Source organism: Zoogloea sp. (genome assembly GCF_017302315.1).
Taxonomy (GTDB): domain Bacteria; phylum Pseudomonadota; class Gammaproteobacteria; order Burkholderiales; family Rhodocyclaceae; genus Zoogloea.
Genome location: NZ_JAFLDT010000028.1, coordinates 1 through 11,598, shown reverse-complemented (window position 1 = coordinate 11,598; position 11,598 = coordinate 1). Strand labels below are relative to the sequence as shown.

Genomic DNA, 11,598 nt, shown 5'->3' with positions numbered 1-11,598 from the left:
CTCAGGCCGCCATCCACAGCACCAGGTGCTCGATCACCGGCCCCAGAGCCAGGGAAGGGACATAGTTGAGCAAGCCCACCAGCAACACCGTGCCGATCAGCAGGGTGACAAATAGCGGGCCGTGGGTTGGCATCGTTCCGGCACCCGCCGGAATCCGCTTCTTGGCGGCAAGGGAACCCGCCATCGCGAGTACCGGCACGATCACCCCGAATCGCCCGAACCACATGGCGATACCCAGCAGCACGTTGTAGAAAGGGGTGTTCGCGGACAGGCCGGCGAAGGCACTGCCATTGTTGTTGGCCGCCGAAGTGAGGGCGTAGAGGATCTCGGAGAAGCCATGGGCACCCGGATTGGCGATGCCCGCGCGGCCTGCCTCGCTCATCACCGCGATGGCCGTGCCCAGCAGCACCAGCAAGGGCGTGACGAGAATGGCGATGGAGCTCATCTTCATCTCGTAGGCCTCGATCTTCTTGCCCAGATACTCCGGGGTACGGCCGATCATCAGGCCGGCAATGAAGACCGCCAGGATGGCAAACACCAGCATGCCGTAGAGGCCCGTGCCGACGCCGCCAAACACCACTTCGCCAAGCTGCATGTTGGCCAGGGGCACCAGGCCACCGAGGGGCGTGAACGAGTCGTGCATGGCATTGACCGCGCCGCAGGAGGCCGCCGTGGTGATCGTCGCGAAGAGCGCCGAGCTGGCGATGCCGAAGCGGGTCTCCTTGCCTTCCATGTTGCCCCCCGACTGCAGCGTGCTGACGCCCTGATCCACGCCCAGCGCGGCCACAAGCGGATTGCCCTGCTGCTCAAAGTGCATGGCAGCCCAGGCCATGAACACGAACATCAGGGTCATGGCGGAGAGTACGGCCCAGCCCTGGCGTTCATCGCCCACCATCCGCCCGAAGGACACGCACAGGGCGGCCGGGATCAGGAAGATCGCCAGCATCTGGATGAAATTGGTGAGCGGCGTGGGGTTCTCGAAGGGGTGGGCCGAATTGGCATTGAAGAAGCCGCCACCGTTGGTGCCGAGCATCTTGATGGCTTCCTGGGACGCCACCGGCCCCATGGCCAGGGTCTGGGTGCGGGTTTCGGCGGCCGTGGTGAGGGGCGCGCCCGTATCGTCCTTGAGGGCTTGCCCGTCCGCGTCGAGGCGTGGCGCGTCGTAACGGGTGATTTCCACTGTCGTCACGTCGCGATAGGCATCGAAGTTCTGGATCACCCCCTGGCCGACCAGCAACACGGCCATCAGGAAGGACAGCGGCAACAGCAGGTACAGCGTGGCCCGGGTCAGATCCACCCAGGCGTTCCCGAGCGTGGAGGCGCTGTGACGGGCGATGCCGCGGATCAGCGCAATCACCACGACGATGCCTGTTGCCGCAGAGAGGAAGTTCTGCACGGTCAGGCCGAGCATCTGGACCAGGTAGCCCATGGTCGACTCGCCCGCATAGCCTTGCCAGTTCGTATTGGTTACGAAGCTGATGGCCGTATTGAAGGCCGAATCCGGCGTGACGGCGCCCATCTGCTGCGGATTGAAGGGCAGCTCAGCCTGGAAACGCTGCAGGGCGTAGACCGCCACCACACCCAGGGCATTGAACAGGAGAAGGGCCAGCGCATAGCGCAAGCCGCTCATCTCCTCGTCGGCCTTCACGCCGGTCAGGCGATACAGGATGTTTTCAACCCGTTGCCCGCCGCGGAAGCGCCCCTCCATGACGTAGGCAATGTAGTGACCGAGGGGTTTGGCCGACAACAGCAATACGGCCAGGAAAGTCCCCAGAAGAAGCCAGGCATGGGAGGTCATGAAAAGTCCTCCGGTTTGAGAAGCGCCACCAGCAGATAGACGAGCAGCGCGGCGGCCGAGATGGCGCCGACGACATAAGGCCAGCTCATTTTTGGCCTCCCAGACGGTCACATCCAAGCGCGAGACCGATCACCAGTGCCAGAAAAGCAGCGGTGATGGCGAGATAAACGAGATCCATGAATTTCCCTTTCGGATCGAACTATTCGACCCCTTCATGCTAGGGAAGGGGCCATCAAAAAATTCGAAAAAGGGAAGGAGGGCGGATAAAGGACTTATAAAAATGGGCGCTGTCGCGAGAAAATGCGGCGGCCGCCGGGCCCACGCCGGTGCATCAGCCCGAGCATCCGCCATGACATCCCACCCCATGCTTCCCCCCGCCACCACCCAGCTGCTGCTGTGCCTCTCGCCAGGCTGGGATGCCCCGTCCGGGCACTTGCAGTGCTTTGAACGGCGGGCGGGAGACGCTTGGCAGCCCGTTGGCGCTGAAATACCCGTTGCCCTGGGGCGTAGTGGCATGGCCTGGGGGCGTGGCCTGCATCCCACCGCTGGCGGGCTTGAAAAACGTGAGGGCGATGGCCGGGCGCCGGCGGGCGTGTTCGCCATCACCGCCCTGTTCGGCTACGCGGAAGCAAGCGCACTGCCGGCACCGCCACGCCTGCCGTACCACCGCGCCCGGCCGGATCTGAAGTGTGTGGACGACCCGGCCTCGACCCACTACAACCGCATCGTCGATGGGTCGGCGCGGCCCCGCGACTGGGCCTCGTGTGAAGACATGCTGCGCCAGGACAGGCGCTATGAACTGGGCGCAGTCGTCGCCCACAACTGCACGCCGCCGGAGCCGGGGGCGGGTTCGTGCATCTTCCTGCATGTGTGGGAATCGCCCGTCACCCCCACCGCCGGCTGCACCGCCATGGCCCTTGAGCCCATGCGCGACATCGCCCTGTGGCTGGACGGCGCCCGGGCGCCGCTGCTGGTGCAGCTGCCCCAGGCCGAGTTCGCCCACCGCCGGGCCGAATGGCGCTTGCCCCGGCGGTGACACCCGCCGGCCGCGCCGATAGACTTCCAGCCTTTCCATCCTTCCCCGGTCGCGCGCCCCACGGCGGCTGACCCACCCCCATCGTGCTCAACCGGATCTGGGTCGCCCTTGTTCTCGTCGGCTTCTCCGCCGCCCTGGTCCAGACCCTCCAGGGCGACCTGCAGATCTTCTCGCGCCTGCTCACCGGCCTCTTCGACACCGCCAAGACCGGCTTCGACATCGCCATCGGCCTGGTCGGGGTGATGAGCCTGTGGCTGGGCATCATGAAGATCGGCGAGCGGGGCGGGCTGATCCAGCTCTTCGGGCGGCTGGTGGCGCCCTTCTTCCGGCGCGTCTTCCCCGACATTCCCCCTGGCCATCCCGCCAGCGGCAGCATCGTCATGAACGTCAGCGCCAACATGCTCGGGCTGGACAACGCCGCCACTCCGCTGGGCCTCAAGGCCATGCGCGAACTGCAGGAGATCAACCCGGCAAAGGACACCGCCAGTAACCCGATGATCATGTTCCTGGTGCTCAACACCGCGGGCATCACCCTGATCCCCACCTCGGTCATCGCCATCCGCCAGAGCATGGCCCTCCAGCAGGGGCTCACTGGCTTCAACGCCGCCGACATCTTCCTGCCCACCCTGCTGAGCACCTTCATATCCTTCTGTGCCGGGCTCATCGCCGTGGCCACCTGGCAGCGCATCAACCTGCTGTCTGCCCCGGTGCTGGGCTTCCTGGGCGGCTTCGCCCTGCTCATGGGCGGGCTGTACGCCTGGCTCGCCCCGCTGCCGCCGGCCGAGATGGCGCAGATGATCGGCCTGCTCGGCAGCGGCATCATCGTCTCGCTGATCGCCCTCTTCGTCGGCGTCGCCGCCTGGCGCGGTGTGGATGTCTACGAGAGCTTCGTGGACGGCGCCAAGGAAGGCTTCGGCGTTGCCGTGCAGATCATCCCCTACCTGATCGCCATGCTCGCCGCCATCTCCCTGTTCCGCAGCAGCGGCTGCATGGACTACCTTGTGGGCGGCATCGGCAGCGTCGTCGTGGCCCTGGGCATGAACGCCGACTTCGTCCCGGCCCTGCCCGTGGGGCTGATGAAGACCCTCAGCGGCAGCGGCGCCCGCGGCCTGATGGTGGACGTCATGAGCACCTACGGCGTCGACTCCTTCCAGGGCCGCCTCGCCGCCATCATCCAGGGCTCTACGGAGACCACCTTCTACGTGTTGGCGGTGTACTTCGGCAGCGTCAACATCACCAAAACGCGCTACGCCGTAGCCTGCGGCCTGATCGCCGACGCCGTGGGGCTGGTGGGGGCGATAGGGGTGGGCTACCTGTTCTATTACCGGGGGTGAGAGGGCGTCGGACAGCCCTGCGCGGGCTGCTCTACGAATTTGGCGTGACCCTGCCCCGAGGTCGGCACTCAGGCCTGCGAAAACTGGCCCAGCAACGCGCCGAGATCAACGACGCTGTGCCGGCGGTCATGGTGCGGCTGGTGGACGATCAACTGCTGGCCCTTGCGGACATCGAGCGGCACGTCCAAGCGATGGAAGAGGAGATCAGCCTGATGCTCAAGAGCCAGGAAAGCGCCCGTCGTCTGCGTGACACCCCGGGGATTGGCCTGCTCAGGGGGATGGGACTTTCGGTGGTGTGGTTGGTGAATGTGCGGCGAGCGTGCCTAAACGCACCAAGGCAATGCCCAGCGCCCGGTCGTCAAACAAGCGGCTCTTGCGCTCGGCTGCATTGGGTCCACCGCGCCAGCGGCGCAAGCCCTCGCGCAGGGCAGGCACCGTGGGGGGCACGCCTTCGCGGGCCAATAGCCAATCGACGGTGGCCAATAGTTCCATGCCGAAGGGCGACTCAAAGCCGTCGATCAGGGCGGTGGTGAACTCAAGGGCTTCCGTGTATGCCTTGCCCTCACTCTTCAGATAAGCCTGTACGAAGGCCTTGCGCGCGTCATCAAACCAGATCACATCCATCGGGTCCGCGTCGCTGATGCGCTTGTCGCAATGCAGGTAGCTACCGTCAAGATTGTTCAGCAGGTGATCCAGCCGATTCGCATAGGGTCCGTACTTGTGGGCCACGAACTGTAGGTCCAGCGGATTGTTGCCCGGATTGAAGTGCTCAATGGCGCGTTCAAGAAACCACGCCAGCTTCTGGATCTCCAGCAGGCTGCACTCCATGCCCAGCACCCAGTAACGGCGCACCAGTTCCGCGATCAGCGCGCGCGCAGGGGTCAGCACCTCCACGCCGGCATGCTTGGCCACGTTTTGATACTGGGTGCTTGGTTCGAACACCAGTATCTCCGCGTCCAGATCCCCCAAGGCCCGTTCGATCTCCTTGCGCACGTCGAGCCAGTTCAAGCCCCCGTTGCCCGCACCCAGCGGCGGGACGGCAACCGACGCGACCTGATGCTCAAGCAGAAACTGCCGCAAGCTCTGCAAACCCTCGACCACCCACTCCATGCGCGAAGGCGCGCGCCAGTGCTGCTTGGTGGGGAAGTTGACGATCCATCGCGGCCCATCGAGCTCATGCACAGAAGTGACGAACATCTTGCCGGTCTGCACTTCCTTTGCCTTGCAGGCGGCGGCATACAGGCGGAAGTTGTCGGCAAAGCGTTCCTTGAACATCAGCGCAATGCCCTTGCCCATCACCCCGACGGTGTTGACAGTATTGACCAGTGCTTCGGCACGGGCCTCGAGCAGATTGCCTTGTGTGAATGTGATCATGAGAAATACCACTCTGTACGTGCATGAACCGGTAGTGTCAGATGGCGGGCCGCAATCTCCCCTTCAATGCCCTGTTTCACTGCTTCGGTGTAGCACACCAGGCCCAGAAGGCCTTGCACCGGCACATGCTGGTGAATCAGCGCCTCGGCCTGGTAGCGCTCGAACTTGGCCAGATCTTCCGGGTCGCGCTTGAAGTCGCGGCGTTGCAACAGCGGCCAGTCGATCTTGTCGAGATCTGCCAACGCTGAATAGAAGCGTGCCCACTGGTAGTAGGCGTGGCTGTCGGTGAACAAGAACGGTAAGCCAAGTGCGGCGATATGAGGCAAGCTGGAAACAAGGATCACGATCTCCTCGTTCGACCGTTTCTGAATCCCACCCCACGCGGTGTGGATGTTGCGCAGCATCGGCGAGAAAGGGGTGAAGTAGAACGGCACATAGTCGTTCAGCCAGCCCCCCGGAGGTAGCGGCACCGGATGCTTGGCGCGTTTGTCGATCAATTCCGGATTACCGATGCTGATCCAATCCGGAGCCTTCACCACGCTGTTGCCGCAGTACAGACCGTTGTCGAGAATCCAGGGCAGGTTGTCACGATGGACGATACGCCAGATCAGCGCCTTTTCCGGATTGAGCTTGGTGTAGAGCATCAGATGAACATCCTGTCGTTATCGCCAACCTCCTGATCAAGGACTGATCTTCGATCAGGCTTCTGATGTATTCACCCCATCCAGATCGCGCGGAGTATAACTTGAAGGGCTGGCCCGCTGCTTCCGGGCGCGGGCAGTAAGCACTCCGCAAGCCTTGATCGCCACCGTAGCCGCATCACGCCACTCAGCCACGCGGTGTCACCATCACCGTCCCAGCTTCGAATAGCATCCCTCGCGAAACGCCTGCATAGCGGATTGCCGGTCACACTCCGCCCGGCTCGCCGCGCCGGACTCCAGCGCCCAGTTCTCCCCGGCCACCCGGTCGCCGTTGAGTGCCCCGCCGGGCGCCGACATCTCGTCGCGATGCCCCAGGAAAAGATGCGCGGCCCACGCCACAAGCGCAAGGGCCAAGACGCCGTAACGCACCGCAGCGTGCCGCAGCATGCAGACCAGCGTCGCCGCCGCCGCGACCATGTTGAGCCCCGCCGCAACCGGCGCCAGCCCGAACAAGCCCAGCATCGCCGCCAGCGCCCCATAGGCCGTCGACTCGCCGTGGGGCCCGGCCATTGCCTGGAAAAGCTGGTAACAGACGACATCCGCCGCCACCGCCAGGGGCACGAAGATCAGCATGTCCGACACCCCGAAGCTGCGCCCCCGAAAACGGAAATACGCCGCCACCGCGCTGATGACGCTGATCAGCAGGAGGATGATCTCGATGACTTCTTGGAGGGCTTCCATGGTGGGTTGGGGGATTGTTGGCAGGTGGGGTGAGTGGCGGGGGTATTGTGCTTGTGGTGGGGGGCGGTTGTTCGGCCGGAACAGACGTTGTACGCCTTCGCGAGCAGCGTCTGCTTCGCACCGCTGAGCGGACACGCCTGCCAATGCAATCCCATTTGGCAAGTTATGGCTTCATTGCGATTGCAATAAAACTAAAGAAGAAGTGAAGACTTCCAACCCGAATGAGATCACGACGCTCACTTCAATGAGTACTCGTACCTCTAAGCTTGTCACGACTATTTTCTAAACGCTTTCAACCAAGACGTCAAGTTGCTGTAATCGTTAAGAACAAGTCGATGCTTAGAGAATTCCGCAGCCTCTTTTGCGTCTTTAGTGAAGCTGGAAGTTGTAACAATGATTCCTTTTGTCGCCTTGTGCTGCTCAACAACACCGTACAGACGCTGAACAACGCCGATGCCCACGGTGTTGTGAGGAAGATAACGTTTGCACTCAATCAAGTTCAAACTGCCGCCGCACAAATCATCACGCTGCACTGCAATTATGTCGATCCCACCGTCGCGCGTCTCTGGCGTTAGTTCTACATCGAAGCCGTTTTTGTGAAACACAGATGCAATCAGTTCTTCGAACTTTCGCGGCGGCAACGAGTACAGCAATTCCGGGTGCCGTCCAAAGTAAGCGAGAATTTCAGTCTCGATGTCTGTGTATATAAATGGATGCGCGCTTGCAAGCTGTAGCGTTGAGGCCGAGTAAAGCTGTTCAGTAAATTCTTCAACGCCTTCTTCCCTACGTTCGGTTTGTGTCGGCTCGAGGTAGTCTGAGCCTAGAAGTGAATTCCATTCCCGCTGCGATAAATCCTCTCCAAGAAAAAGCTTCTTCATAGCAGTATCGGCTTGTTCTATTAGTTCATAGGCATGCCGTGCCGATTTTGGATGGGTTCGAATACGAAAATTAACCGGAGGTACTTTGTGTCTTGCCATTTCGGTCATTCTGATATCTAATTAGTAAGCAATTGAGCTTACGAAAATAGAGGTCGCAGTCGATTGGGTGCGCGTCCGGATTTTTTGCAAAGCAGCAACTGCCCACCCTAGGAATGGCCGCTTCGGCCGATTATCTGCCCGACTCGATAGACCGTTGATCGGCCAGAGCGGTCTTTCGGCATGCGACATATGAACGGCAGTTGGCAGTTCTCCAACTATCAGCCGACCTCTCGGCCAACCTGACCCCGAAAGTCCAGTTTTCGAATTGCTTGTCGCTGGAAGGGATTCAGCGTCATAGATCGAAGCTGTCGGCGTGAGACTCTGCGCCACGCCGCACCGCTCTACTTTGCCCAACCTAATTCACGCAAAAGGAATCCGAGAGCCTCTATCGATAGTGTTGCATCCTCTTCTACGGCTAGACGAAGTTGTTCTGTCTCTTGCTTATTGGCCTTCCCGCGAGAATGTAGCAATCGAACAATGTTAGCTGCATCTCGCGCTGCTGATTTATTGAAATCACGCTCGATTGCTTTGCACACCTCACCGAGGTCTTTGGCTAGCAAACTGTTGCTCGCGCCTGAATGAACCATCCATCGCGACAGAATCACTTGGGCTGCATTGCGGCAGTGATCGACCACGGAAATCGGGGACTCACGGAATGCAGCATCGAGAACTCGGTCAATGGCTCGCCGAACAGGCAGGCGAAGCTCGTCGGCAAGATCTCCAAAATCGACTTCTGGCAATATTCCGAAGGCAGATAACGCCTTCAGCGTTACCAGAATATCGTCGTCTACCAGCACCTCTAGCTGAATGGCTCTCCATGCCGAAGCTGCATGGCCTGTTCCGAGGGCAAGAACAGTGCCGAACCCGCGGTCGGGCCGCGCAACCATAGATTGGCATGGCCCGTATGTGTAGAGGCTCTTTGTTGGGTGCCGACTGGCGGCAATTTCTCTTACAGCTTCGTGATCGAATGGATGTGCGCTGACCGGAACAATCTGCGGTTGAGCCCCAGTGCATGACTCATACAAACGCCCACGTCGGATCCTGGTCACGGGATCGAACGACTCCTCCCTAAACAGCCATGGAAAAGGCGTGGTGCTCATGTTCCGAGGAAGCCTATTCCAGCCGTTAGGAGATTCAATCAGTGTCGCTAAAGTAATGGCGGGGCGAGGCCAGACGGCAAACTGAGGTGCTGAGTATCCCTCGTAGATATGACCGGAGTTACGTTCAACGCCAAGATGCATTCATTACTCCAGAGGGGCTTAAAAAGGTGGAAGGACTTCAATGCCGGGACATCCATTTACGGTAACGGCAACGAACGGAAAGCGAACATCTACATGACCCGGCCTCGCACTGCCCCATCTTCGCCATAACCTGGAAGTAACAGGAAGCGCAGGTGTATGCCAGCAAAAATGGCATCAAGGTTGTATCCGTCCGCGGAAACCTTCAGTTTGAGCGCCTTGAGCGATGAGTGTTTACCTACGAAATACTGCGCTCTCTCGACGAAACGGGAAAAAATTTGTGTAAGCCGCGTGTGCCGTCTTTTAAGATGGATAAATTCGTCGACGACCTTGGGGCTAATTTTCATGACATTGGCTCAATATGGTGCTCAGGTGGTTACTGCAGAGGGCGGATAAGGATTTCCCAGTAATACTCCGCAGCACCCTGTTCAGATAAAGCCTTGTCACGATCGCCGCCGTAACGCTGCATGCCCAGCGGCTTGAGTTGGAGGGCATAGCCATCATCTACGACGGAAAGCGACTCATTGAGGCTGTTGCGAGGGGCGTCTGCGGATTGGGAATAGGCGATGCCGGACGAACCTAAGGCACTTCCATACCACACAGAGCATTGTGCGACCCGTTGGCCGTTCTTATAGATCGAAGCGGTAAAGCTCGTGGCATCGAGGCGCTTGAAACGCGTTTTCAGCTGCGGGTTCCTTGCGGCTAGTTCCTCCAATGAACCATCGAAGTAACGAGCGATGTATTCATAGCTGTCTTCCAGGAATCCGTCCCGCTCGTGATCGTCGAACTTGCGCTTTACCCTCAGGTTACTTGAGCGAGGTTTCGGGCTTGATCTGAGATCAAGACGTTCTAGTGGTGGGGCTTCTCGCGATGGAGGCTCCATTGCCGAAACGCTGGTGGCTATTTCCCGAACATCTCTAGCAACGATGGCAAGGGCCTCGTGTCGATTGGCATACATAGAAATTGCTTTGCCATCAGTAGGCGTGGCCCGGAGCTTACCAAACTGCGCCGAGTGCCAATCACAGGGGTGAAGTATGACCGGAATGACGGTTGCACTTCCTTCGTTGTGCTTCTCTAGCGCTCTAGCCATCTCCCTTTCAAAACAGTAGTCGGATGCAAGGAAGTGCGCACTCACCAGAAGCAAGATGATCTGCGATGATTCCAGTTCGGCATCGATAGTCTTGTCGATGTCGCTGCCGGCCGAAATCCGGCGGTCGTGCCACGACGAAATCACTCCTTGGCGTTTCAATAGCGCAAGATGAGTTTCGAGTTCGTTGCGCAGATCCTCGTCCTTATGGGAGTATGAAAAAAACAGTTTTGCCATGGTCATTCACGGGCCAGAGGGGTTCAGGCGAAGAGCCGCCGAAGTTGTGTAAGGAAGGCGACGAGGTTGCCTCCAGAAAAATGTGGGTCATTGGGCCCCCGATCAGCCCAAAGCGCAAAAGGTCGTTCTCATCTGGGGTTGGTCGCCGTCCGCCACCTTGTGTGCTTGTGCAGTTGGGTGTGGCAAGACTCATATTTAGCCCGCCTTGCTGGATTGACACTCTTGCACAGATGGGCTGTCCGTCTGCGCGCCGCCGTTGTACCTGTTCATTGATCCAGACCGGGGTCGCGTCTTGGAGCGAACGCTGTTCCGCCCCAATGCTTACGATAATCATCGAGTAGACCTTTCTACTCCCTACCAAGGAATACCTTAAGCATACAGCTTCTACATGGAGTAGTTTGTGTAGTGCTACTGGCTGACTTAGCAGGACAGCGTAGCCCTCTCTATATGAGTGCTTACCGCTATAGACGGCCGGGTCAGTGCACAGCCCGGTATCAATGGCTGCTTTGTAGTCCAGAGTGGAATGATACTGCAGTGCATAGGAACGTCCGCTCCGGCCGACAACGCGACATTCACACCCCCCAAGAATAACCGCGACACCCCCCGGCCGACCTTCCACTCCCCCAACCCATCCACCGGCTCCGGCAGGTTTTCCCATCCCACAGTAGGCTCGACTCCTACAGCCTGTTGTCGATGGTTTTCTGCAAACCGGAGCGCGCAATCTCACGTCCCGAATCGCCCTGCCGCAAACGCATCAGAACCTGGCGGTTCGCATGCATTGTGATACGCCTGCGGGCCATCGGTTTCGTCCTGCCAAACCGGGGAGGGGGGCGGCGGTTCACTCAAGGTCGAGACTTCCGTCAGAGAGAAACTGGCGCCATTGTGCCGGTCGGTGACACCCGCCAGACGGACCCGCGTGATGGTGCGGGTTGGCTGGCGGCTATAGCCGACAACGCGCCTTAGAACGAGGTGACGGCTGACCATATTGAATCGCCCCGGGTTTCGAGGAGGCCGTTTGGTTTTAGTCAGGCCAACACAGCCTGACCGGTTTGGCTGCGGTAATAGTTTGCCTCAGCTTCAGCCGGCGGCATGTAGCCAATAGGCGCGAGCAGCCGATGATGGTTGAACCAAGCCA

General features: G+C 59.9%; 11 protein-coding genes. 2 read left to right on the top strand and 9 right to left on the bottom strand.

The features are described 5' to 3' along the window. Nucleotide 1: 1 nt before the first annotated feature. Together kdpA and kdpF are read right to left on the bottom strand one after the other, a co-directional pair. On the bottom strand, nt 2–1,798 hold the full coding sequence (kdpA, locus tag J0L98_RS10325; protein WP_296411700.1) for a potassium-transporting ATPase subunit KdpA: 1,797 nt from the start codon (nt 1,796–1,798) through the stop codon (nt 2–4). Then, nucleotides 1,795–1,887, bottom strand: coding sequence for a K(+)-transporting ATPase subunit F (kdpF, locus tag J0L98_RS10320; RefSeq protein ID WP_296411698.1), 93 nt, complete (start codon nt 1,885–1,887; stop codon nt 1,795–1,797). The genes kdpA and kdpF overlap by 4 nt, the downstream gene beginning before the upstream one ends. 275 nt (nt 1,888–2,162) lie before the next feature. On the opposite strand from kdpF, the gene J0L98_RS10315 reads away from it, so the two are divergent. Then, a complete protein-coding gene (locus J0L98_RS10315; protein WP_296411697.1) occupies nt 2,163–2,834 on the top strand; it encodes a L,D-transpeptidase family protein in 672 nt (223 codons plus the stop codon). An 83-nt stretch (nt 2,835–2,917) separates the two neighbouring features. Beyond that, a complete protein-coding gene (locus tag J0L98_RS10310) occupies nt 2,918–4,168 on the top strand; it encodes a spore maturation protein (protein ID WP_296411696.1) in 1,251 nt (416 codons plus the stop codon). Between the two features lie 270 nt (nt 4,169–4,438). Here the strand turns inward: J0L98_RS10310 and J0L98_RS10305 are convergent, their stop codons facing one another. The 7 genes from J0L98_RS10305 to J0L98_RS10275 all read right to left on the bottom strand — a co-directional run bounded on the left by J0L98_RS10305 (nt 4,439) and on the right by J0L98_RS10275 (nt 10,463). Further along, nucleotides 4,439–5,542, bottom strand: coding sequence for a macro domain-containing protein (locus J0L98_RS10305; protein WP_296411695.1), 1,104 nt, complete (start codon nt 5,540–5,542; stop codon nt 4,439–4,441). After that, nucleotides 5,539–6,186 carry a DUF4433 domain-containing protein gene (locus J0L98_RS10300; protein ID WP_296411694.1) on the bottom strand — a complete coding sequence of 216 codons (648 nt, stop codon included), beginning with the start codon at nt 6,184–6,186 and terminating at the stop codon, nt 5,539–5,541. The genes J0L98_RS10305 and J0L98_RS10300 overlap by 4 nt, the downstream gene beginning before the upstream one ends. A 204-nt stretch (nt 6,187–6,390) precedes the next feature. Beyond that, nucleotides 6,391–6,924 carry a hypothetical protein gene (locus J0L98_RS10295; RefSeq protein ID WP_296411693.1) on the bottom strand — a complete coding sequence of 178 codons (534 nt, stop codon included), beginning with the start codon at nt 6,922–6,924 and terminating at the stop codon, nt 6,391–6,393. Between the two features lie 275 nt (nt 6,925–7,199). After that, a complete protein-coding gene (locus J0L98_RS10290) occupies nt 7,200–7,901 on the bottom strand; it encodes a restriction endonuclease (RefSeq protein ID WP_296411691.1) in 702 nt (233 codons plus the stop codon). A 341-nt stretch (nt 7,902–8,242) separates the two neighbouring features. Beyond that, nucleotides 8,243–9,142: a hypothetical protein gene (locus tag J0L98_RS10285; protein WP_296411690.1), complete on the bottom strand. Its 900-nt coding sequence runs from the start codon at nt 9,140–9,142 to the stop codon at nt 8,243–8,245. Nucleotides 9,143–9,231: 89 nt separating this feature from the next. Further along, entirely contained in the window at nt 9,232–9,486 is a 255-nt protein-coding gene (locus tag J0L98_RS10280; RefSeq protein ID WP_296411688.1) for a hypothetical protein, read from the bottom strand. 29 nt (nt 9,487–9,515) lie between these two features. Next, the gene (locus tag J0L98_RS10275; protein ID WP_296411686.1) at nt 9,516–10,463 is read right to left on the bottom strand and encodes a toll/interleukin-1 receptor domain-containing protein; all 948 of its coding nucleotides are present in this window, start codon (nt 10,461–10,463) and stop codon (nt 9,516–9,518) included. Between the last annotated feature and the right edge of the window lie 1,135 nt (nt 10,464–11,598).